Source organism: Pedobacter sp. AC212 (genome assembly GCF_979258625.1).
In genome coordinates, this window is the sequence record NZ_OZ409870.1 from 1,317,417 (window position 1) to 1,342,068 (window position 24,652).

Here is a 24,652-nt window from a genome sequence, read left to right on the forward strand (position 1 = left end):
GATACGATTTGAATATTTGCGCTAATAATTATTTATTTAAATTAGCCGCTAGTAATCCCAAATATATAACGAGCACCATGCAAATTACATCTTTTAAACAATACGAAGAAGATTATAAAAAAAGTATCGAAAACCCAGAACAATTTTGGGGCGAGGTTGCACAGAACTTTCAGTGGAGAAAACCTTGGTTTAAAGTTTTATCATGGAATTTTAACGAGCCAGACATTAAATGGTTCGAGGGCGCCAAACTAAACATCACCGAAAACTGCCTGGATCGTCACTTAGAAAAGAACGGTGATAAACCTGCCATCATTTGGGAGCCCAATAATCCTGAAGAAGAAAGTGTTACCCTAACGTATAAGATGTTGCACGAACGAGTGTGCCGTTTTGCCAATGTTTTAAAACGTAACGGAGCAAAAAAAGGCGACCGGATTTGCATCTATATGCCTATGGTTCCTGAGCTGGCAATTGCAGTGCTGGGTTGTGCCAGAATAGGAGCCGTTCACTCGGTAATTTTTGGTGGTTTTTCTGCTAAATCCATTGCCGATCGGATTAACGATTCGCAATGTAAATTGGTAATTACTGCAGATGGTGCCTATCGCGGAAATAAACAAATTCCGTTGAAAGATGTAATTGACGATGCGCTCATCGGCTGCCCTACCGTAGAAAAATGTATTGTGCTTACGCATGTGCGTACGCCGGTTTCCATGTTGAAGGGTAGAGATGTATGGTGGGAGGATGAAGTTAAACATGTTAATGATATCTGCGAAGCCGAAGAGATGGATGCAGAAGATATGTTGTTCATTTTGTACACTTCGGGCTCTACAGGTAAACCAAAAGGCGTGGTACATACTTGCGGCGGATACATGGTTTATGCTGGTTATACCTTCACAAATGTATTCAATTATCAACCAGGAGAAGTTTATTTCTGTACCGCTGATATCGGTTGGATTACAGGGCACTCGTACATCGTTTACGGACCGCTTTCTCAAGGGGCAACATCTGTATTATTTGAAGGGATTCCAACTTACCCTAATGCTTCTCGCTTTTGGGATATTGTAGAAAAACATAAAGTAAATACATTATACACCGCACCAACTGCTATACGTTCATTAATGAGCTTTGGCGAGGAACCGTTACAAGGAAAAGATTTAAGTTCTATTCGTGTGCTCGGCTCTGTAGGAGAACCTATAAACGAAGAGGCCTGGCATTGGTTTGACGAAAAAATTGGACATGGTAAAGCACCAATTGTTGATACCTGGTGGCAAACCGAAACCGGAGGAATTATGATCTCGCCAATCGCCACGGTAACGCCGACAAAACCAAGTTACGCCACTTTGCCTCTGCCAGGTATTCAGCCTATTTTGGTAGATGAAAATGGTAAAGAAATTGAAGGCAATGGCGTAAGTGGAAATCTTTGTATTAAGTTTCCATGGCCTGGAATGTTACGTACCACCTATGGCGATCATGAGAGATGCAAGCAAACCTATTTTTCCACTTATGAGAATTTATATTTTACTGGAGATGGCTGCTTACGCGATGAGGATGGATACTATAGAATCACTGGTAGGGTTGATGATGTTTTGAATGTTTCTGGTCATAGAATTGGTACTGCGGAAGTAGAAAACGCCATCAATATGCATGCTGGCGTGGTTGAAAGTGCAGTGGTAGGCTATCCGCATGATGTAAAAGGACAAGGAATTTATGCTTTCGTAATTAATCCAGAAATGCATGGTGAAGCAGAACTGACTAAAAAAGATATTTTGCAAACGGTTACCCGGGTAATTGGTGCCATTGCCAAACCAGATAAAATCCTTTTCGTGTCTGGCTTGCCAAAAACACGTTCGGGTAAAATTATGCGTCGAATTTTAAGAAAAATTGCTGAGGGTGATACCGCTAATTTAGGCGATACTTCAACTTTGTTGGATCCAGGCGTGGTAGAAGAAATTATAGCGGCTTCTAAAGCGCTGAAATAGATTTAAACATTCAAAGTAACAAAAAATGCCGATCATTTGATCGGCATTTTTGGTTTAATAAATTGTGGTTAATATCCTGGATTTTGAACTAAACCTTTATTAGCAGATAACTCACGATCTGGTATAGGGAAAACAAGTTTAGGATCGTTATAAACAAAGGTACCTAGTGTACGCTTTGTACGTTTGTAATCATGCAATCTAAATCCTTCATAAGCTAATTCTTTTTCACGCTCATTTAGTATTATGGCAAGTGTAGGAACCACATTACCTAGGCCAGCTCTTGTTCTTAATCTGTTGATGTCAGCAGCTGGTGTAGCTCCAATTACTGTACCTAATCTAAAGTTGCATTCTGCTCTAATTAAGTATTGTTCTGTAATGCGGGCAACAGGAATGTTTCCAAAATAATCATACCATTTTTTAGTGAATAAACCGTTTTTTGCACCTGTACCTGTATAAATTAAATCTGTTTGTCTTTTATCGCCAGTTTCGAATGCATTATAAAAAGCAGTGTTAACACTTGCATCTCCACGACCAACGTTGCCGCCAGTTGAATTTTCATAACTTGCATAGAAAGTGGCTAATCCATCATTTGATGAGCCTGCATTGCTCTGCTCATTTTGAGCGATTTCAAAAATACCTTCACTTGAATTTCTGGTTCTAAATGGAGCTTCTAAAGATGTAATTATTAACGAATACGAACTGTTGTTAATAATGTCATTAGCAAGATCTCTAGCCAATGCATATTTTCCTTCTTGAAGATATACTCTGGCCAAAAACGCCATTGAAGCATACTTTTCATCGGCACCTTCAAGTTTTGTAATTGATGATTTAAGATCATTTTCGACAGCTGTATAAACATCTGCAATAGTATTTCTTGGTACATTAGTAACAACATCACTTGTGCTTTGCACTGCTTTCGTAATAATTGGTACACCTGGGCCATTGTTTGTTCCTGCAGCATCAAAGGGTTGCGCATATAATCTTACGAGTTCAAAATGCATAATTCCTCTAATGAATAGAGCTTTGCCCTCAATATTATTTTTGGTTGTTGCATTGCTAACCACGCTCGAAGCTGATAAAACTGTATTTGCTACGTTTATGGCCCTATAAGCAGATACCCATGTTCTTAATACATCAGCATTAGTAGAGATAATTGCTTTATTTGAGATATCTCTGTAGGTACTAAATGAACCTGTCCAGTTCAAATATCCATTGCTGGCATATATATCTGGAAGAAAAACAAGGTTAGTGCCGTATAAATCTCCAGTTGCTAATACTGTATATGCACCTATTAATGCGTTTTGAACATCAGCTGTTGTAGATAGCGCCACATCAGATGAAATTGATTGCTTTGGCTCGATTTCCAATTGCTTTTTACAAGAGGAAGCAGTTAGTATAATAATACTAGCGGCCAATATACTTTTATAATAATTTTTCATATTTCTAATATTTATATCCATTAAAGCCCAATGTTTACACCAAAAGTTATTGTTCTGGCTTGTGGAGGTGTATAAAAATCGTGTCCTATTTGGATATTATTGGTTTGTAGAGATGAACCCGCAGGCGTATTTACTTCGGGATCATATCCATTATATCCGGTGATTGTGAATAAATTCTGTGCCGAAGCGTAAATTCTAACATTCTGTAATTTGTATTTTGTTATAAATTCTTTTGGTAAATTATAACCGAAAATGACACTCTTAACCCTTAAATAAGAACCGTCTTGAATGTACCTCGAAGATGGTCTTGTACCATTTGCAGAATCAAATCTAGGTTGTGGTATAGATGTAATTCTATTTGAGGTTGTCCAATAATTTAGCTGATCAATTGTTTGGTTGTCAAAATAATCTCCATTGGCAGATTGAAAACCACCAGCCATATTATAAATATCATTGCCCTGAACAAATTGGGTTTGAATATCTAAATCAAAATTTTTGTATGAAAAACGATTTCCAAATCCCCCGTAATATTTTGCATTTGGATCGCCGATTTTTTGGTTTTGTGCTGTATTGTAGCTATTTGTGGTTGCAGTTCTACTTGCATCGATATAATAAATAGCATCACCATTATTTGGATCTACACCAGCGTAAGCTTTCCCATAAAAATATCCAAATGGTTCACCCTCTGCAATTCTGCCCAGAAATCTTCCGCCAGTAAAAATTGGCTGGCCATCTACCAAACGTAGAATTTTGTTTCTATTAAATGCAATATTAAATGAAGTAGTCCATTTAAATTCGCCTACAAAATTTCTGGTATTTAATGAGAATTCCAAACCTTTATTCTGCATATCGCCAATGTTCTGTGTAATTGAAGTAAAGCCATTGGTTGCTGCAATTGGAACATTAAGTAATAAATCTGTGGTTTTTTTCTTATACGCTTCAATAGTACCTGTAATTCTATCTGATAAGAAACCAAAATCTAAACCGATGTTAAAGTTTGATGTGTTCTCCCATGTTAAGTTAGGATCGCCAAGCTGATTTGGAAGAGTTCCTGCAGTACCTGCATAGTTAACGCCGCCATACAATGTTCTCGATGCGAAATTTCCGATTTCCGCATTACCAGTTAATCCATAACTTGCTCTAACTTTCAATAAACTCAGCCATGTGCTTGTTTTTAAAAAGTCTTCATTTGTTGCAATCCATCCCAATGATGCTGCCGGGAAAGTACCATACCTGTTGTTTGCCCCAAATCTTGATGAACCATCTGTTCTAACCGAAGCACTTACTAAATATTTGTCATCATATTTGTAATTTACTCTAGCCAGATATGAAACAAATGAGTATTCGGTTTCAAAAGAACTTCCTGCCGAAATTGTTGCTGCACTGGCAATTTTAACAAACCTATCAGACGGAAAGCCTGTTCCGGTTACTGTGCCATATCTAAATTTGGTATCTTGAAAAGTAAAACCACCTAATACGTTTAGGCTATGTTTTTCATTAAATACTTTGGTATAGTTTAATGTATTATTGGTATTAAAGTTAATCGATTTTGCATTGTAATCATTTCCATACCCACTTGTACTACCACCATCTTGCGTTTTTGAGCCAAGATATTGCTCTTCTTCCAAATTGTTGAAATCGAAACCATATTCGCTTCTAAAAACCAAATCAGGTGTAATTTTTAAACTGGCGTAAGCATTTGCAAATGTTCTGTATGTGGTAGATAGGTTACTGCCGTTTGCAATATCAATTAATGAGTTATAATAAACTGTATTATTATTTAGTTCACCAGATGCATCGTAAATAGGTTGTATTGGAGGCAGCGCATTTAATTGCAAAGGATTTGAAAATGCATTGTCTGTAGGGATACGATAATTATCTACTTTTGATATGTTTATTGCCCCACCAATATCAAGAAATTTTGAAACTGTATGGTCTAGGCTCATTCTACCGCCAGTACGAACATATCTGTTGCTCACAATGATACCATCATTATTACTGTAATTACCAGAAATTAAAAAACGAGTTTTGGCATCACCTCCATTAATATTCAAGTTATATTGTTGTACATGGCCTCTTCTAAAGGATGCATCTACCCAATTTGCATCTGCAGTGCCATCCCAATCATTTGTTCCTGTATAATCTGCCCACAATTCAGAAGAATTAGCATAACCATCGTAATCAACGTTCTTGAATGATTCTTCCATTAATTGTTTATACTGTGCAGCGTTTAAAAATTCGCCTTTTTTCGTCGGATCGCTAAAGCCTGCATAATATCCAAAGTCAATATTGGTTCTGCCTTGTTTACCTTTTTTGGTCGTAATTAAAACAACTCCATTTGAACCCCTTGCCCCATAAATAGCCGCAGAAGCCGCATCTTTTAGTACTTCCATTGATTCTATATCATCAGGACTAATAGCTGCAAGTGGATTGTCTGCCTCAGTGTAAGTTCCTAAGGCATCACTAACAATTGGGACACCGTCAATTACAAATAAGGGTTGGTTGCTAGCGGAAATAGATGATATTCCTCTAACCCTAATCTGAAGCGCTTGGCCTAACTTGCCACTGCTTGAATTTATAAATACACCTGGCGCTTTTCCTTGCAATGCACTTTCGATAGTAGCAAGGGGCCGATCTTTCAAATCTGCAGATGTAATTTTGGCGATCGAACCTGTTACATCTCGACGATTCTGCGTCCCGTAACCCACTACCACCACATCAGATAAGGTGGTATTTTCTTCGTCTAAACTGGCATTGACTGTGCTGCCTGTTATAGCTATTTCCTTGGTTTTAAATCCGATAAATGTGAAAACCAATGTTTTTGCGTTTGCTGGTACGCTTAGTTTGTATGAACCAGTTGCATCGGTTTGAGTACCATTTGAAGCGGCTCCTTTTACGTACACACTAACACCAGGCAAAGGCCCTGAACTGTTAGAGGTAACTTTCCCGGTTATGACTTTATCTTGTGCGAAAGCAAGCGAAATCAAACCGAAAGATAAAATCATACTTAATAGTAGTTTTTTCATCAAATTTTAGTTTTAGTTAATAATGGTTTATAGTTAGAGGAATGATAAATCAATGTAACAAAATTTTTATTTAAAACATTTAAGAATGATTGGTTTTAACATTTAATATCGTTTCAAAAGCGCATTTCGAAACAAAAGTTGGAGATGGTTGTTGATAAAATAGATTAAAATTTGATTTACTTAAAAAAAAACTCAAAATGGATAAGTTAGAAATTAAAGGAAAGTGGAACGAAATAAAAGGAAAAGTTAAACAAGCTTATGCCGATTTAACTGATGATGATTTGAAGCACGATGAGGGGCAAGATGATGAGTTATTAGGGAGACTTCAGCAAAAAACAGGTAAAGGAAGAGACGAACTGGTAAAGTGGATTAATTCCTTATAATCATTTGTTATGATGATGAAAAACAGGCGGTCAAATTTGACCGCCTGTTTTCGTTTAAGCATATTTCTGTCCGGCTAATTCAATTTTTTTGAGTAGTTTTAATCATCCCAAGTTTATAGCCAACCAACAAGTTTTTAATTGCAAGCCTACTATGAGTAAAGCGTTTGTTGTCTTTTTGTTTTTGATGGGATTTATCTCGTTAGAGCATATTTATGCGGAAGATGTGAAGCCGAAAGTTTCTTTCTATTATCGCCAGCTCGATAATCGAAATGGATTATCAAACAGCTCAATTAATTCAATATTTCAAGATAAAGACCAGCTTTTATGGGTTGGCACCTGGGATGGTTTAAACCGGTATGACGGAGCTAATTTTACTGTATACAACCATAATATTGATAAAATAGAGAACAGCATAGGGAGCAATGTAATTTTATCCATTAAAGAAGATCAAAAAAATAATATCTGGATAAATACCATCGGTGGTATTTCTCGCTACAATAAAGTTTCAGGTAAGTTTAGCCGTTATTTTTATAAAAATACCTCACCACAGAAAATAAGAGAGAATGAATACGACCTTATTATAAGCAATGATGGGATGGTTTTTTGTTTTTCAGCAAATGGAGTTTTAAGCAGATACGATTTTGAAATAGACCAATTCATAGCCTTTCAACAATTCAAGAGCCATGAAGTCATTGTTAAAATGAATTTTGTGGGCAATCAACTTTGTTACCTTAATAAATCTGGAGAACTTAAGTTGGCCAAAGTTGGGCAGAAGACTTTACAGATTGAAAAAAGGTTCACCAATCCTAAGGGAATAAGCAATTTCTTTATCATCAATGGTAAAATTATTTTCACAACTACTACCGAAAGCCAATTTCTACTTGATCAAAACTTTGCTGAAGTGCCCATTGACTGGCCAAAAAAAAAGATCAAAGCAGTTTCGTTTTATAAATCTCATTATATAATTGCATGGGAAAACCAGGGCTTGAGTGTTTTTGATTCAGACTTCAAAGCATCAAGTTTTTTAAAAAATGAAGTTGCTGCTGTCGACAACCTTAAAATTACCGCTTTAAATGTAGGTACCGATCAGATATTATGGTTAGGTACAGACGGGAATGGTTTGGTTCAGATTTACCCAAAAGAAAATTTTTTCGGCTTATTAACCAAAGTAAACGGTACCAATATCAATAAACCCATAAGAGCTTTTGCAGAAGAGGGTGGAAATTTATGGGTTGGGACCAAAGGAAACGGTGTTTTAATTTTTAACAATTTTTGGTCGGAGGATAGGGCAACTAACAAGCCGAAAAAAATTGATGTGAACTCCGGGTTAGAAAACAACTCCGTTTTTGCAATTCAAAAAGGTGCAAACCAATTTATTTACATAGGTACTGATGGTAAAGGACTTTCTGTGTTTGATTTAAAGTTGAATAAACTATTCAATTGGAAAGATATTCGCAATACTAACAAGCTTCCTGAGTTTAAGTCGGTTTATGCTATTATTCAAGATCCTGATGGTTCTATTTGGATGGGAACCAGTGGTTATGGTTTGGTTCACCTCAAGCTCGTTCGAAATCCGGATCAATCGATTTCCATTCAGCATTTTAAGCAATACTCGTCTTCATCAGTGGAAAAAAATGGACCCGTAAATGATATTATTTATGCCTTGGCTCAAGGAAAGGACAATCGCTTATGGATTGCTTGTAGGTATGGGGGATTAAGCGTATTGAACAAAAAAACCGGAAAGTTTAAAACCTATAAGGCTTTTGGCTATGAAGGGAGCTTGTCGCACAGTGATGTTTTATCACTATTTTATGATCGTAAAAACCGGCTATGGATTGGTACCAGTTATGGCCTTAATTATTTATCGTACGACGAATCTTTAAAAGATAAACCGAAATTTATAAAAATAACAACCGATAAAGGATTACCAAATAACACGATCCATGCCATTCAGGAAGATGTGATGGGAAATATTTGGCTAAGTACCAATAAAGGTTTGGCCAAAATAAATCCAGCCAACAACAGCATAGCCAACTATCAGGAAAGCGATGGTTTACAAAGCAATGAGTTTAGCGATGGAGCAGCTTTTAAAACAGCAAATAATAACCTGCTCTTTGGGGGGATTTATGGATTTAATTATTTCTTGCCAAAAAATATTGTCGAAAACACCAAACAGCCCAACTTGTTGATTTCTGATTTGCAGCTTGGTGGAAAGGAATTTCAAAATAATCAGTACCTTATTGTTAAGGGTACACAGAAAAGCGCTCCAACATTCGAGTTGGAGCGTAAAAGCAATTTCTTCCAATTCTCTTTTAATGCGCTCAACTATTTTAGTGCATCCAAAAATGAGTTTGCCTATAAACTTCAAGGCCTTGATCAAAACTGGCGTTATACCGGTACCGATGGAAAAATCGCCTACTACAATATCCCTCCGGGTAAATATGAACTGTTGGTGCGTTGGAGTAATGGCGAAGGAATCTGGACCAAGGACGTTGTTGCGCTTAGGCTAGATGTAAGACAATATTTCTGGCTAACCTATCCAGCTTATGCATTTTATCTGTTCCTGTTAATTATTGGTGGATATGCCTTTCATGTATACCGAAAAAACAGGTTGGAAATGAAATTTAAGCTGGAGCGGGAGTATCTGTTCAGGCAAAAAGATGAAGAAGTGCATTTACAACGAATTAATTTCTTTACCAATATAGCCCACGAAATTCAAACCCCTTTAACGCTCATTCTAGGCTCTGTAGAGCATTTCATGCAAAAGCGTAATACGCTAGATAAATCAATTGATAAGAATTATTTTCTCTCGATTGTGCATCAACACACCGCCCGCTTAACTTATTTGGTGCAGCAATTATTAGAATTTAGAAAAGCTGAAGCCGGCTATTTAACACGTAGCGACGATTATTTCGATATTAGCAAGTTACTGAATAGCTTAACTCAACTTTTTGTGCCTGCTGCAGAAAAAAACCAACAAAAATTTGCCCGCGATATTCAACAAGGAATTGCTGGATTTATAGATAAAGATAAGTTTGAAAAAGTGCTTTTTAATTTGCTTTCGAACGCATTTAAACATTCAGGTAAGGAGCAGGAAATTGTTTTTAAAGCAAATTTTGATTCCGAAACCCAGGATTTGGAAATCGTTGTAGGCAATTCTGGCTGCCAACTTAAAGAGGCAGATTTAAAGCATATTTTTAAAGAATTCTACATCGGTGGTGGCAATCAGTTTGAAAAACAAAGCACGGGCATTGGCTTAGCCTTTACAAAAGAACTGATCTCGATTATGGACGGGAACATTCAGGTCTATTTAGAAGACGATTGGATCTATTTCAATTTCAAACTTAAACTTCAGCAAACTATAGAAGGCAAAGAAAATGAGGTTGTGGCCTCGGCTCCATCTTATTTATTTGAATCGATACTGAAGCCCTACAACGAAGAAACTACCGAAGAAAATAATAAAATTGCTTTAATTGATGATTTAAAAGGCTTTGCCCCATCGAGTATTTTAGTTGTTGAAGATGATGCTTCCTTGCGATTCTTGATTAGAAACATCTTGAAAGATTTATACATTGTTTACGAAGCCGAGAACGGTAGGTCGGCACTGGAATTTCTAAAAAATAATACGCCGGATATTATCATTAGCGACGTAATGATGCCGGATATGGATGGGCTTGAACTCTGCAAGCACGTTAAAACAGCACCTTCAACCTGCCACATCCCTTTTATCATGTTATCGGCCAAGGGTACGGAAGAAAGCAAAATTGAAGGTTATGAAACTGGGGCTGATGCCTATATTTCAAAGCCTTTCCATGTCAACTATTTACAAATGCGGGTGCGGAAACTATTAGACTACCGAAACCGCATGAATCATTTAATTAAAGACCGAAATATAAACAACCAATTTGTGGATGTTGATTTGGAGCAGGGTGATAAAGAATTTCTAAATGCGTTGGTAAAAGCGGTGGAGGATAATTTAGCAGAACCAGATCTAGATGCCTCGAAACTGGAAGATATTTTATGCATCAGCAAAATGCAATTGTATCGAAAATTAAAAACTTTGGCGGGGATGACACCCTCTGAGTTCATCAAAAGAATTCGGTTAAAACATGCTGCGGTTTTACTCCAAAATTCGAAACTGAATGTGTCCGAAATTTTCTACTTAACAGGTTTTAACAATAAATCTTACTTCTTCAGGGAGTTTAAAAAGATTTATCATCTGGCCCCAAATGAATACCGCCAGAAACAGCACGAGGGAACAAGCCCAACAGAAATTTTTTAAGCAAAATGCCTTCAAAACGCTCTTTTGAAATAATAGTGAACTAAAATGTTATTATAGTACACTATTGTTGCACAGCTTCCAGGCTATATTTGCTCTCAATCAAATATAAATCTTTATGAAAAAAAACAGACGTATCTATGCATCGTTGGTTTTCTTGTTCTTAGCCGTTACGGGTTTTACAAGTTATGCGCAAACTAAAATAACAGGTAAGGTTACAGATGAAACTACTCAGCCTTTGCCTGGTGTTGTGGTGATGCAAACCAACACACAAAACAAAACTTCTACCGATGGAAATGGAGTATATGTTTTAACCCTTCAGCCGGGTTCAAGTCAAACAGTAACTTTTACTTATATAGGCTACAACGCCACCACTTTATCACCGACAGGCGGGAGTTTGAACATCTCTTTAAAACCCTCATCACAATCATTAAACGATGTAGTGGTAGTTGGTTATACCTCTCAAAAGAAAGCGGCAATTACAGGTTCAGTTGCAACGGTTGATATGAACGATTTGCAGAAAACCAGAATTGTTGATGTTGCTCAGGCACTTCAAGGTCAGGTTGCAGGTGTATTTGTTGCTGCCAATACAGGTGCTCCAGGTGATGGTATAAAGCTTAGAATTAGGGGCGAGGGTACTTTAGGTAACAACGATGTACTTTATGTAATTGATGGGGTACCTACCCGCGACATTTCTTTTTTAAACCAGAGCGATGTAAAATCGATGACGGTTTTAAAAGATGCTGCTGCAGGTGCTATTTATGGATCTCGTGCGGCTAATGGTGTGGTTGTAATTACGACTATTAGTGGCAGTAAAGGAAAGGCAAACATCAATGTTGAGTACTTTGCAGGCTTTCATCAAGCCACAAACTTGCCAAAAATGCTTAACGCCGACCAATACTTAACAATAAAAGACAGGGCATGGCACAATACTTTAGGCAATGCAGCAAATGCAGTAAGTCCATATCAGGCTGCCAGAAGTAGGAATGATTTATCCGATACAGATTGGTTAGGGGAATTATTCGAAACTGGAAAATCGAAAAATCTTCAGGCTTCTGTAAATGGGGGCTCCGATCAGGTTCAGTATTTAATTTCAACTGGCTATTACAAGCAAGATGGTATTGTGGTTCAGGATCATGATGGTTACGAACGTTTTAATTTCAGATCAAATGTAAATGCCAATATCACAGATCGTTTTAAAGTGGGCACAAACCTACAATTAAGCTTTGCTAAGCAGGATAAACTGTCTTCAAGTGGTGATGTACCGGGGGTTATCCGCCATGCATTATTGCGTCCGCCAGTTTTGGGGGTATATAAACGTGTAACTGACCCTACTTATTCGGCAGCAAATCCCTACACCGATTTACCTTTTTATACGGGCAATAATAACGGCTGGGATAAAAATTTCGAATTCAGTTCAAATCCTATCGCTATCGTCAATTTTACCAACGATAAGCGTAAAACCTTCCAAACTTTTGGAAACCTCTATGCGGAATATGCGTTCTTAAGCGATAAATCTTTAACATTCAGGTCAAGTGTAGGTGTAGATATCAGTTTTACGCATAATAAAAACTTCGCTCAAAATTATGGAGATGATAACGACAACAATCCTGATGAGCTTTATCCAGGTAAGGGCAGAAACAACAAGCCCAATAATTTAGATGAAAACAGAGGTGAAGTAATGAACTTTACTTTTACAAATACCTTAAATTATGTAAAAACCTTTGCGCAAAAGCACAATGTGAATTTCTTATTAGGTGCTGAAAATATTTCCAGCAAGTCGTCTGCAATTGGTGGCAGCAGACAGAATTTTGATAAAAGTACTTCAGGTTTTCAGTACTTGGATTATGGAAGCTTGACTAATATTTACAATTCGGGTTCGGCAAGTGAGTTTAATTTGGTATCGTTTTTTGGTAGCGGAACTTACAATTTCGACAATAAATATTTTGCTACAGCCACTTTAAGGGCTGATGGTTCATCCCGTTTCGGACCAACAAACAAGTGGGGCTATTTCCCATCGGCGTCTGCCGGATGGATTATCTCCAACGAAGAGTTTATGAAAGATGCGCAATGGATTTCTGAATTAAAACTGAGAGGAAGCTGGGGCCAGGCTGGTAATCAGGAAATTCCAAATAACACTTATCAAACTTTGGTTTCAGAATCTGGAGGCATCGTGAATGTAGTACGTTACGGTAATCCGGATGTGAAATGGGAAACCACTACACAAACCAACTTCGGTATCGATTTCGGAGTGCTTAAAAACAGACTATCATTTACTGCAGATTATTTTGTAAAGAAAACGGATGATATCTTATTAACGGTTGGTTTGCCAGCGGTGTCTGTTGGTGTTATCGATCGTACCTACGTAAACGCAGGCGAAGTGACCAATAAAGGTTTTGAGTTTGGTTTAAATTTTAGAAACCAGGAACATGCTTTTAAATACAACGTGAATGCAAACATTGCTACTTTAACAAACCGAGTTAATAAACTGCAAGAGTTTGTAAAAAACATCAACGATGATAGAACACATACCAGAACAGAAACTGGACAGCCAATTAATTCATATTTTGGTTTAGTATTCGATGGTATTTATCAAACACCAGCAGAAGTAAGCAGCTATTTATATTCGAATGCGAATGGTGCTTTGCCAGGCGATATCAAATTCAAAGATTTGAATGGCGATGGTCAGATCAATGCTGATGATAGAACATTTATCGGAAATCCGGTTCCAAAATTGACTTACGGATTTGCTTTCTCCTCATCATTTAAAAAGTTCGATTTCTCATTCTTATTACAAGGTGTACAAGGGGTAGATCGCTATAACGATTTAAAACAGATTATCAACTTCGACAGCCGTCCGTTTAATTCGATGACATCGGTTTTGGATAGCTGGAACGGACCTAGTACGAGTAATACTTTACCTCGAGTAACCTTCAATAACAATGGTGGTGGTAACGTTTCCAGCGTATTTGTAGAAGATGCGTCGTACTTAAGACTGAAAAACATCGAAGTAGGTTATACTTTCGATGTGAAGAAGATTGGCGTTAGAAATGTGCGTTTGTATGCATCAGGGCAGAATTTATTAACAGTAACAGATTATACAGGTTTAGATCCAGAGTCGACCTCATTAATTGATCAAGGCACTTACCCACAATCGAAAGCATTTATTGTTGGTTTAAAAATTAGTTTATAAACCTTTTTTGCACAAGTATTATGAAAAGAATATTATTTATAAGCGCAGTGTTTAGTGTATTAACATTTGCGGGTTGCAAAAAGCAACTTACTACCGAAGCGATAGGTTTAACTACCTTAGAACAGGTAAATACCACCCCAACACTTGGAACAGTAGAAAACTCCGTTAACTCTGCCTATCAGTTATTATCTAACCGCTTAAATATTTTAGCGCAATGGGATTGGGCAGGAGGCTTAGTTTTTCAAAACGATTTGGTGATGCAGGATATTGCCTCAGATGATATGGAGAAGAAGTGGAATCCAGATGGTGATCAGCCTTGGATGGATGATGTAAACAATTTCACATTTACATCTACCAATGGCGGACCTAATGGTTTATGGAAATATGATTATGAAGGGATAAAAAGATTAAATATCGCCATCGAATTATTAACTAAAACCGATATTGAGGCGATTACAGGAATAACCACAGCTCGTAAAAACCAGCTCCTTGGAGAAGCTTATTTCTTAAGATCGTATTATTATTTCTCATTGGTTACCAATTTTGGCGATGTGCCATTGATCTTAAAACCAGTAAGTACATACCAGGAAGCATTTGAAGTTGCTGTTAGGGCAGAGAAAAACTTAGTTTGGGATAGAATTAAAGCTGATTTAAATTTAGCAAAAGGTTTATTGCCAAATGCAAAATACAGCTCGGCAACTGAGAGATGGAGAGCAAATAAAGGGTCGGCTATTGCACTGTTGGCAAAATCAGCGTTATATACCGAAAAATGGGCTGATGTAGTAACGAGTGTAAATGAACTTCAAGGATTAGGTTTTTATAGCTTAAACGCAAATTATTTCGATAGCTTTAATCAAACGAAAGAGTTCGCCGAAAATGAAAATATCTTTGTTTACGATCATCAGTCAAATCAAAATCCACTAAAAGGCAATGGTATTTGTGCGCCATTGGGTTGGGGTTTCTTCGCTCCGAGTACCGATTTTCTAAATGCTTTTGAGGCCAACGATCCAAGAAAACTTTATACGGTTGATGTGCCAAATCAAAACGTAAATAAGTTATTGGGTAGTACAAATGGATCGAACAAAGGAAACGATGATGCTGCCAACAACAAAATTTACATCAGATATGCTGATGTATTGCTATGGAAAGCTGAGGCTCAAAACGAATTGGGTCAATATGCTGATGCAGTAACCATTATTAATCAAATTAGGGCAAGAGCAAGAACAAGTGTAAGTGCTTTAGGTGTAATGCCACCAGCAGGTACATTGCCAGATCGTGCTGCCTCAAGCGACAAAGCAACTATCAAAAACTGGATAGTCTCTGAACGCAGAGTCGAATTGGGTTTCGAATCGCAAAGAATGTTGGATCTTAAACGCTGGAAATTAGCGAAAACGGTAATGACTGGTAAAGGCAAAAATTTCCAGGATAAGCATTATCTATATCCGCTACCACAGGCTGAGGTAGATGCTTCTGCAGGGACACTAAAACAAAACCCAGGTTACTAACCGTTAATTAATTGTTGTTTGTTATTGATTTGGCAGGCAACAATTAATTTTTTCAAACGCTATTCAAGTCGGTTTTTTATCGGCTAATGGATAACTATTCACTAATATTATGACAGATAGTGCTAAAAGATTTCTGCAGAACCCTATTTTATCTCCAAAGGATTTAGTTCCAAGTATACCAGGATTAGAGATTGCTTGTTTGCTTAATCCCGGAGTTTTTACGTTCCAAAATAAAACCTGGTTACTCATTCGCGTAGCGGAAAGGCCCGAGCAAAAAAATGGAATTATATCATTTCCGGTTTTAAAAGGCAATGGTATTGAGATTATTGCAATAAAAGAAAATGATCCCGATTTGGTAGCTGATGATCCTCGGGTAATCAATTATAGAGGAGCAGATTATTTAACCACCCTTTCGCATTTGCGTTTGGTTTGTAGCGATGATGGCATTAATTTTTATCAGCCAGAAGGCTACCCTTTGTTACAAGGTGAAGGCCCTGATGAAGCTTTTGGTATCGAGGATTGTCGCGTAGCGTTAATTGATGGTACTTACTATTTAACTTTTACCGCCGTTTCCGAGCATGGCGTGGGTGTGGGGATGCGAACCACAAAAGACTGGAAAACCTTTGAAAAACATGGGATGATTATTCCTCCCCATAATAAGGATTGTGCCGTTTTCGAAGAAAAAATCAATGGGAAATTTTATACCCTTCATCGCCCTAGCAGTGTAGATTTGGGGGGTAACTACATCTGGTTGGCCGAATCTCCTGATGGAATCCATTGGGGAAACCATAAATGTATCATCAAAACCCGCAAAAATAATTGGGATAGCAAACGGGTTGGTGCAGGTGCGGCTCCAATTAAAACTGATAAAGGTTGGTTGGAAATTTACCACGGCGCAAATGCCGAACATCAATATTGTTTAGGCGCTTTTTTGATGGATTTGAACGATCCTTCGAAAGTACTGGCACAAACGGATGAACCGATAATGCGTCCGACGGCCGAGTATGAAATGTGTGGCTTTTTCGGTCAGGTGGTTTTTACAAACGGCCATACCATCAATGGTGATGAACTCACTATTTATTACGGTGCTGCCGATGAATTTGTGTGCGGTGCCAAGTTTTCTATTCAAGATATTTTATCGCAATTAAAATATAGCCATGCTAACTAAACTAAAATCAGAAATTGCGCACTTCAAAAATCAGTCGTACAATTTCAGGGTACTTACTTTAACCAACTTGATTTACAGTATTGTACTTCCTGTAATCGATATTTTTGTGGCGGCTTATGTAATGCGAAGTTCCAACGATCCAGTTAAAGTTGTAATTTATCAATTGACAATTTATACCGGTATTCCAATTACGTTTTTCTTGAATGGCTATTTGCTGAGTAAATTCTCTATTAAAACATTGTATTCCCTGGGTATGATGTTAAGTGGAGTTTCGATGATGGTGATGATGTCGTTAACCACTTTGGATAATACCGGAATTGGTATTGCAGGATTGATTATGGGCATGTCGTTCGGTTTTTATTGGGCCAACCGAGATTTCCTTGCATTAGCCATTACCAATGATGAAAACCGAAACTATTATTATGGTTTAGAAACCTTTTTCTACACCATTATCGCGGTGGTGATTCCCGTACTTATTGGGTGGTTTATCGAATTTAATGCTGTAACTGGTGGCGCACATTTGGCTTACAAAATTGTAACGGGAATGGTTTTCGTGATTACGATTCTGGCTTCCATCATGTGTTTCAGAGGCAACTTTCAAAATCCTACAGAAAAGAAATTTGTTTATTTTAAATTCGATCCGTATTGGTATAAATTACTGCGTTTGGCTACTTTAAAAGGGTTGGTTCAAGGCTTTTTGGTAACCGCACCTGCCATGTTAATTATGCTTTTAGTTGGTAAAGAAGGTGCGTTAGGTACGGCGCAATCTATCGGTGCCATTATTGCTGCGATAGCGATGTACATTATAGGTAGAAATACTTCGGCTAAACACCGTCTTTATATATTTGGGACAGGCTTGGTGCTCTTTGCAATTGCTGCGGTAATTAACGGGGTTTTGTACAGCAGCCTGGGGGTAATCCTTTTTATGTTGTTCTTGTTACTGGCCAAACCGTTGCTGGATTTAGCGTATTTCCCCATTCAGTTTAGTGTAATCGATATCTTGACCAAGAAAGAGAAAAGAAGCGAATTTGCTTATATCTTAAATCATGAAGCAGGTCTTTATATTGGCCGATTAACAGGAGCGGGTACATTTTTGATCTTAGCTTATTGTTTTTCTGTTGAAATTGCTCTGCGTTATGCCATTATTATTGTAGCAATTTTACAGTTAGCCTCTTATTGGGTAGCAAAAGGAATTATTAAGCAGGGCAAAATAGAAAATATAGAAGAAGCACCCATTTTAAGTAATGAAGAACCTGGTGTGGTTGCTCCCATATAAAATAAATTGATCAATCTTAGTCGGTATTTTCACCGACCGAAATACAGAAAATATGAGATTTAATTTCAAAATTCTTTTCGCATTGTCGCTTGCCTTGAGTTATGGCGTAGCGCAAGCACAAGTAAAACAGCTTAAGTTGAGTAGGGTAGAAGAGATGGCAAATCTGCCTCAGCCATTAAAAATTATTGATTGGAAATTGATGGCCCAAAACTTCGATAAAACCGTTTACGATCTCAATGCCAAAGGCGAATATTGGCCAATGATTTGGATGGATAGCACCCGCAAAAATTTCGATCAGCCAGTGATGGGGATTTATACCGCTGTTGGTGACGTTCGTCAGGGGAAGAACAACAAAGGCATGTTTCACGAGGCTTTGGCCAACATGGGTGCGGTGATGGGTGCCAGCTTAATCGGGATTGATAAGAGTAAACAGAACGGAGTAAACTACGCCGCCATGCTGAAAAACTACTTTAACCGCGATACCAAGTGGAATATTATGATGAATAATACTGCTCCGGAAGTGGCACTTTTAGGTGGCGGTTATGGTAGAGACTGGTGGTATGACGTTTACCCGAATGTGTTGTTTTATGCTGTTTACGAGCAATATCCTAATGAAAAAGATTTCGACTGGATTGCCAAAAGTATTGCTGAGAAGTTTTACAAGGCAGATTCTATTCTGAAAGGCGATTACAACTACTCGTATTTTGATTATGCAGCAATGAAGCCCATGAAAAACCAGATTTGTGCACAACAAGATGCCGCTGCTGGCCATGCCTGGGTATTGTATTCGGCTTATAAAAAGTTTGGCGATAAAAGATACTTGAAAGGTGCCATTAGTGCGATGACAGCGCTGGAAAGCAATAAGATTAATCCAACTTACGAACTGCTGATGCCTTTCGGAGCCTATTTGGCGGCAAGGATGAACGTTGAGCAAGGAACAAATTTTGATGTTCAAAAATTATTAGGCTGGACGTTTGATGGAACCGCGGTTTGCCGCGAAGGTTGGGGCGTTTTGACTGGGAAATGGAATGGCTACGATATTTCTGGTGTGGTAGGAAGCACGGTAGATCATGGTGGTTATGGCTTTTTGATGAATACATTCGATGCGGCCTGGCCATTGGTGCCAACTGTTCGCTATGATCCGGCATATGCCAACGCCATTGGAAAATGGATGTTGAATGCGGTAAATGCTTCGCGATTTTTTTATCCGCAATATATTCCTGCCGATAGGCAAACTATTCCTGAGAAAGTAGCAGTTACGAAAGGTGTAATTGCTTATGAGGGTTTTGCCAAAACTTCTACTTTCGATACGCTTTACATGGATAAAAAAGGTCCGGTGGCACAAGGCGATGGACCGAAGTGGGTGCCAGGCAAAAATCCTGATGTTTCTCAATTTAGTGTTTATGGAAGCGGCCACGTAGGTATATTTGGTGCAATTGTAGAAAAAACAAATGTAGAAGCCATTTTAAAATTAGATGTTCTAGCTACTGATTTCTATAAAAACAAAGCTTACCCAACCTATTTGATTTACAACCCTTATGCCCAAAATAAAGCTCTTGTTTACAAAGTAAAGGGAACAAAAAAAGTAGATCTATATGATGCCATTTCGCAAAAATTTATTGCCAAAAACGTAACCTCCAAGAGTAGTATTTCTATTGCTGGCAATCAATCCGTTTTAATTGTAGAAACACCTGCAGGAAGTAAGTTAGCAAGTGCGAACAAAAAGCTAATGGCAAATGGCGTGGTGATTGATTATATGAAGAAATAAGGTTTTCAATAACGCTCATTCCTGGTGAAGCACTGCCTTTCGGTGGTGCTTTTTTTGCACACAACAATGTTATTAAACCCAATAGAAGCGGCAGCTCCCGATTTTTTCAAGCGGGACTACAGCGGATAGTGGGACTGCTTTATCCATAGTCTACTGCACAGTCATTTTCAAATTGAGCCGCATATCACTTTGAATCTATTGTGGTTCTTGATAGATAGACTGTTCGCTTTTTTTATAAAAATGGCCAATAAAAAAGCGTTCCGGCTTTTATACCAGAACGCTTTCAATTATTTAAGGACCTTGGGCTTTTACCTTAAACCCTCCGCCTTTTTACCCTCAACCTTTCTTAGTATCCAAATATCTGCTCTAAACTTAATTTAGTAACAGCGCCATATTTGGCTAAATCGGCCATGTTAATTTTTTTCTCTGAGGCTACCACACAATAGTTGTAAGGCTTGCCTGAGATATTTCCATTGTGAAATGATTTTACATCTGCGAAGCTTAAGGGTTTCAACGCAGCATATTCATCAATACGAGAATCATGATCGAAACCTAATTTTTTATCAGCTAAATAGGAATAGATAATGCCATCTTTGGTTATCCTTGCAGTTTCAATTCCATTTAAAGAGTTGTTTTTCGAAAGATCGAAAGATTTGTCCGACTCCGGCAATACCGTTAAAAGTTCGTTCATTCCAGCTACGGCTTCATTCATTTTATCGGCTTGCGTACCCACATAAGCCACCATGCTATTCTCTTTGTCTTTGCTATTTGGTGAAGAATAAACCGCGAAAGTAGAATAAGCCAAGGCTTTAGATTCGCGAATGGTTTGGAACACGATAGAGCCCATGCCACCACCAAAATAATTGTTAAACAGGCCAATTTTAGCTGCGTTGGTAGGATCGTATAAGCCCGCATTGCGTACCCAGCGAATTTCTGCCTGTACCATATCGTAATCTGCAAAGTAAACTTTGTTAGAATCTGTCGTGGTATAAACAAATTTTTTCATTGGTGCTGCTGGAGTAAAATCCTTACCCAAAGCATGAACCTTCGCTATGTCTGCCGAGAAGGCATCTAAAGCCTTCGGACCGAAATAAGTAATCGTGTGTTTGTAGTTGGTTAGGTTGTGCAACAAATAAATCAAATCAGACGATTTCAGGTTTTTGATTTCATCATTGCTTAATCCATAGTTAAAAGGATTGTCCGCACCATATTGGGCGTAGCTCATCAAGCCACCTAAAATTGATGATTTATTTAATTTCGCATTTTCTCTTGATTTTAATAAACGGCCTTTTAAATCTTCGAGTGCTTTTTCGTTCGGCTTACAATTCGCTAAAACATCTTCTAAAAGGGCTACAGCTTTATCAAAGTTTTCTTGCAAACCGCTTAAAGAAACAGTTGTCACTTCTGTACCAACATTAATATTGTAGTTACAGGCCAAGTTATAAAAAGCCTTGCTAATATCTTCTGCCGAATATTTATCGGTACTTAAAAAAGCAAAATATTGAGCCGCGTAAGGCAATAACTTGTAATTATAAGAACCCATTTCAAAACGATAGCCCATTCGGAAAATACCGTTTTCTGTGTTCTGCACAGAGATTACATCAGCTATGCCAGCTTTACCAAAATTTAAGTCCTTTTTGTAATCTAAAAATTTAGGTGCAATGGGTTTAATTGGAGAACTGATAATTGTTTTTGTGAAAGGAGAAACCTCGTTTGCATTAGTTTTTACAGCAGTAATCGTCGGTTTTTCTACTTTCATGATGCTTTTGTCTTCTCCTTTATGTTTGAGAAGAACCGCATAGTTGTTGATGAAAAACTGGTTGGCAAAATCAACAATTTCCTTTTTGGTAACCTTTGCCATTGCATCGGTAGAGGCCAGCGTTTTGTCCCATTCTGTACCGCGGTTTTGGATAAACGAATTCATTGTGGCATCAGCTCGAACATCGTTGTTATCGTAACCTTGCAATTCAGCTAATTTAATGTTGGCAACAGTAGCCTTAATTAAGCTTTCATCAAATTCACCTTTTTTAAGTAGATCTACTTGTTCTAATAACAGTTTCTGAGCCTCTTCTAAAGTTTGTCCGGCTTTTGGCGAACCTGATAAAATGAAAACGCCATAATCTTTCATTGAATTATAACCCGCGTTAGCCCTCAACATTTTCTGTTGTTTATTGATGTTGATATCCATTAAACCAGCTTTTCCGTTTGATAGGATACTGCCGATTAAATCCAATAGCAAACTTTGACGGGTATTTTGGGCATAACCGCGGTAAGCAATGTAAAGGTTTTCTGCACTCGGACCATAAATATCAACCTTTTGTATCTGAGTAAGTGGTTTCTCTGGTGCTGGATTATACAGTGCCAATGGCTTCGAAACCATATAAGAGAAATTCTTATCGATTTTTTTGATCAAATCATCATAATTAATATCTCCAGACATGATTAAGGCCATATTATTTGGCACATAATATTTGTTGTAATATTTTCTGATTTCTACCAGCGATGGGTTTTTTAAATGCTCAATAGTACCAATTGTGGTTTGTTGGCCGTAGTTATGTGTTGGAAATAGGGCATAAAGCATTTTCTCATACATTTTACGCCCATCGTTGTCCATACCAATGTTTTTCTCTTCGTAAACGGCTTCCAATTCGGTGTGGAAAATACGGAAAACTGGGGCACGGAAACGCTCTGCCTGAAGAGATAAAAACCGATCAATATTATTCGATGGAAGATCTTCTTCGTACACTGTTTCCTCGACTGAGGTGTGCGCATTGGTAGAGTTACTGCCAATGGCTTTCATCATTTTATCATATTCATTTGCAATAGAATATTCAGATGCTTCGCCAGAAACCTTATCAATTTCTTTGTAAATCTCCTTGCGTTTAGCCGGATCAGTTGTTTTGTTATAAGTTTCGTAAAGTGCCTCCACTTTGTCTAGCAGAGGTTTTTCTTTCGCATAGTTTAGGGTTCCAAATTTATCGGTCCCTTTAAATAGAAGGTGCTCCAAGTAGTGGGCTAAGCCGGTATTTGTTCTCGGGTCTGTATTGCTACCAGCCCTTACAGCCATTTTATAAGTAATGTTTGGTTCTTTATTATTCTGCGATAAAATTACAGTAAGTCCGTTTTTTAGCGTGTAGAAGCGAGATTTTGTAGGATCGTTGGTTACGTATTTATAGCTGTAACCGCCTGAGGTTCCTGTTTTCCATTGGTAAGCAGTTTGGGCCTTAGCCGCCGAACTTGCAACAAGAAAACAAGCTAATGTAAATAGTTTGATTTTCATTCGTTTGGTTTATGATAGTGATTGAAGTACTGAACTTTTAAATCCAATCCTCACATTAATAAGTTGTTTAATCAAATATATATGCTTTCCGGCATCGAATGAAATGCTTTAAAAAATATATTCTTTTAGATAGTTAATAAATGATTTTCGCAGATAAAATAGCGCTTTATTGTGCCTTGATTTTATAATCTGTATTTTTACCAGCATGACAAAGCACAAAGCAAAGCCAACTATTTTAGTAGTAAATGACGATGGTATTACCGCTACCGGAATTAAAAATTTGATGGAGGTAATGCAGGAAATTGGACATGTGGTTGTGGTTGCGCCGGATAGTCCACAAAGCGGAATGGGGCATGCAATTACTATCGGTAAACCCATTCGTTTTGATAAAGTAAATCTTTATGATGGTGTGGAGATGTACAAATGTAGCGGCACTCCAGTAGATTGTGTAAAGCTTGGAGTAAATAAAATTTTCAAGGGCAAGAAGCCCGATCTTTGCGTTTCGGGTATTAATCACGGTTTAAATAACTCCATTAATGTTTTATACTCAGGTACCATGTCTGCCGCGGTTGAAGGTGCCATCGAAAAAATCCCTTCTATTGGGTTTTCAATGGATGATTTTGCTGCCGATGCGGATTTTAGTCATACCAAAAAGTACATTAAAGATATTTGTCTCCAGGTGCTTGAAAATGGTTTGCCAGAAGGCGTTTTGTTAAACGTAAATTTTCCGAAGGGTGATCAACTCAAAGGCGTAAAAGTTTGTAGGCAAGCTAATGCTAAGTGGATGGAGGAATTTGATGAGCGTGTTGATCCATACAAACGACCATATTATTGGTTAACAGGTGTTTTTGAAAATTTTGATAAGGGTGAAGATACAGATGTTTGGGCATTGGAACATGGCTATGTTTCAGTTGTGCCAGTACAGTTCGATTTAACGGCGCATCATGCCATTCAAACTTTAAATGGATGGAATTTTATTGATGGTGATATTTCGAAATCCGATCAAGGAAAAACCACTATTTCTGCTCCTGATGGAATCAATTTAGGCTAATCTTAATCTCTACATAAGTATGAGCGATAAGTTAAGGAAACTCACTGATTCTGTCTGGATTGGTCTGGCGATAGGTTTAATATTACCAGCCATTTTATGTGGACTGGCTTGGTATATCATTCATCACGTGGCATCGCTGGCTAAGGCCGATTTGCTTTACATCGGTGGCATTGCTGTTAATGCTTACGCGATGCAACATTTTTTTAAATACAATAAGCTTAATATTGGCAGAGGAATTTTAGCTGCAACATTTTTGTGTGCATTTATTTTCTTCGCCTACAAGGTTTTTTAATAAATATAACCGTTTA

Annotated in this window: 13 protein-coding genes; 10 read left to right on the plus strand and 3 right to left on the minus strand. The window is 37.8% G+C overall.

Features of this window, described 5'->3' with window-relative positions; all coding sequences use genetic code 11:
* The first annotated feature begins 65 nt into the window (after positions 1–65).
* Positions 66–1,976 (plus strand): acetate--CoA ligase, encoded by a 1,911-nt coding sequence (acs, locus tag ACZZZC_RS05790; RefSeq protein ID WP_463486302.1) that lies wholly within the window; start codon positions 66–68, stop codon positions 1,974–1,976.
* A gap of 68 nt (positions 1,977–2,044) precedes the next feature.
* Here acs and ACZZZC_RS05795 read toward each other — a convergent pair whose 3' ends face one another.
* Both ACZZZC_RS05795 and ACZZZC_RS05800 read right to left on the minus strand, forming a co-directional pair.
* On the minus strand, positions 2,045–3,415 hold the full coding sequence (locus tag ACZZZC_RS05795) for a RagB/SusD family nutrient uptake outer membrane protein (RefSeq protein ID WP_463485208.1): 1,371 nt from the start codon (positions 3,413–3,415) through the stop codon (positions 2,045–2,047).
* Between the two features lie 20 nt (positions 3,416–3,435).
* The gene (locus ACZZZC_RS05800; protein ID WP_463485209.1) at positions 3,436–6,441 is read right to left on the minus strand and encodes a SusC/RagA family TonB-linked outer membrane protein; all 3,006 of its coding nucleotides are present in this window, start codon (positions 6,439–6,441) and stop codon (positions 3,436–3,438) included.
* Between the two features lie 197 nt (positions 6,442–6,638).
* Here ACZZZC_RS05800 and ACZZZC_RS05805 point away from each other — a divergent pair, with 197 nt between their 5' ends.
* The 7 genes from ACZZZC_RS05805 (at position 6,639) to ACZZZC_RS05835 (ending at position 20,013) form a co-directional block, all read left to right on the plus strand.
* Positions 6,639–6,824, plus strand: coding sequence for a CsbD family protein (locus ACZZZC_RS05805; protein ID WP_056848604.1), 186 nt, complete (start codon positions 6,639–6,641; stop codon positions 6,822–6,824).
* Between the two features lie 151 nt (positions 6,825–6,975).
* A complete protein-coding gene (locus ACZZZC_RS05810) occupies positions 6,976–11,106 on the plus strand; it encodes a hybrid sensor histidine kinase/response regulator transcription factor (protein WP_463486715.1) in 4,131 nt (1,376 codons plus the stop codon).
* Positions 11,107–11,221: 115 nt separating this feature from the next.
* Positions 11,222–14,296, plus strand: a complete 3,075-nt coding sequence (locus tag ACZZZC_RS05815) for a SusC/RagA family TonB-linked outer membrane protein (protein ID WP_463486716.1) — start codon at positions 11,222–11,224, stop codon at positions 14,294–14,296.
* Between the two features lie 20 nt (positions 14,297–14,316).
* On the plus strand, positions 14,317–15,801 hold the full coding sequence (locus ACZZZC_RS05820; protein ID WP_463485212.1) for a RagB/SusD family nutrient uptake outer membrane protein: 1,485 nt from the start codon (positions 14,317–14,319) through the stop codon (positions 15,799–15,801).
* 109 nt (positions 15,802–15,910) lie between these two features.
* Positions 15,911–16,969 (plus strand): glycoside hydrolase family 130 protein, encoded by a 1,059-nt coding sequence (locus ACZZZC_RS05825; RefSeq protein WP_463485213.1) that lies wholly within the window; start codon positions 15,911–15,913, stop codon positions 16,967–16,969.
* Positions 16,959–18,245 (plus strand): MFS transporter, encoded by a 1,287-nt coding sequence (locus ACZZZC_RS05830; protein WP_265798959.1) that lies wholly within the window; start codon positions 16,959–16,961, stop codon positions 18,243–18,245. Before ACZZZC_RS05825 ends, ACZZZC_RS05830 begins: the two co-directional genes overlap by 11 nt.
* 52 nt (positions 18,246–18,297) lie before the next feature.
* Positions 18,298–20,013 carry a hypothetical protein gene (locus tag ACZZZC_RS05835; RefSeq protein ID WP_463485214.1) on the plus strand — a complete coding sequence of 572 codons (1,716 nt, stop codon included), beginning with the start codon at positions 18,298–18,300 and terminating at the stop codon, positions 20,011–20,013.
* A 346-nt stretch (positions 20,014–20,359) separates the two neighbouring features.
* On the opposite strand, the gene ACZZZC_RS05840 is transcribed toward ACZZZC_RS05835, so the two are convergent.
* Positions 20,360–23,293, minus strand: coding sequence for a M16 family metallopeptidase (locus tag ACZZZC_RS05840; RefSeq protein ID WP_463485215.1), 2,934 nt, complete (start codon positions 23,291–23,293; stop codon positions 20,360–20,362).
* A 205-nt stretch (positions 23,294–23,498) separates the two neighbouring features.
* Here ACZZZC_RS05840 and surE point away from each other — a divergent pair, with 205 nt between their 5' ends.
* Both surE and ACZZZC_RS05850 read left to right on the plus strand, forming a co-directional pair.
* Entirely contained in the window at positions 23,499–24,344 is an 846-nt protein-coding gene (gene surE / locus ACZZZC_RS05845; RefSeq protein WP_265798956.1) for a 5'/3'-nucleotidase SurE, read from the plus strand.
* 19 nt (positions 24,345–24,363) lie between these two features.
* Complete coding sequence (locus ACZZZC_RS05850) at positions 24,364–24,636, plus strand: stationary phase survival protein SurE (RefSeq protein ID WP_463485216.1); 273 nt, start codon at positions 24,364–24,366, stop codon at positions 24,634–24,636.
* Positions 24,637–24,652 lie beyond the last annotated feature (16 nt).

Bases quoted from the DNA above. Each gene is read 5' to 3' on its own strand.
- ACZZZC_RS05810 (WP_463486715.1), top strand. From the start codon at position 6,976: ATGAGTAAAGCGTTTGTTGTCTTTTTGTTTTTGATGGGATTTATCTCG.
- ACZZZC_RS05840 (WP_463485215.1), bottom strand. From the start codon at position 23,293: ATGAAAATCAAACTATTTACATTAGCTTGTTTTCTTGTTGCAAGTTCG.
- ACZZZC_RS05850 (WP_463485216.1), top strand. From the start codon at position 24,364: ATGAGCGATAAGTTAAGGAAACTCACTGATTCTGTCTGGATTGGTCTG.
- ACZZZC_RS05825 (WP_463485213.1), top strand. From the start codon at position 15,911: ATGACAGATAGTGCTAAAAGATTTCTGCAGAACCCTATTTTATCTCCA.
- surE (WP_265798956.1), top strand. From the start codon at position 23,499: ATGACAAAGCACAAAGCAAAGCCAACTATTTTAGTAGTAAATGACGAT.
- ACZZZC_RS05795 (WP_463485208.1), bottom strand. From the start codon at position 3,415: ATGAAAAATTATTATAAAAGTATATTGGCCGCTAGTATTATTATACTA.
- ACZZZC_RS05815 (WP_463486716.1), top strand. From the start codon at position 11,222: ATGAAAAAAAACAGACGTATCTATGCATCGTTGGTTTTCTTGTTCTTA.
- ACZZZC_RS05835 (WP_463485214.1), top strand. From the start codon at position 18,298: ATGAGATTTAATTTCAAAATTCTTTTCGCATTGTCGCTTGCCTTGAGT.
- ACZZZC_RS05805 (WP_056848604.1), top strand. From the start codon at position 6,639: ATGGATAAGTTAGAAATTAAAGGAAAGTGGAACGAAATAAAAGGAAAA.
- ACZZZC_RS05820 (WP_463485212.1), top strand. From the start codon at position 14,317: ATGAAAAGAATATTATTTATAAGCGCAGTGTTTAGTGTATTAACATTT.
- ACZZZC_RS05830 (WP_265798959.1), top strand. From the start codon at position 16,959: ATGCTAACTAAACTAAAATCAGAAATTGCGCACTTCAAAAATCAGTCG.
- ACZZZC_RS05800 (WP_463485209.1), bottom strand. From the start codon at position 6,441: ATGAAAAAACTACTATTAAGTATGATTTTATCTTTCGGTTTGATTTCG.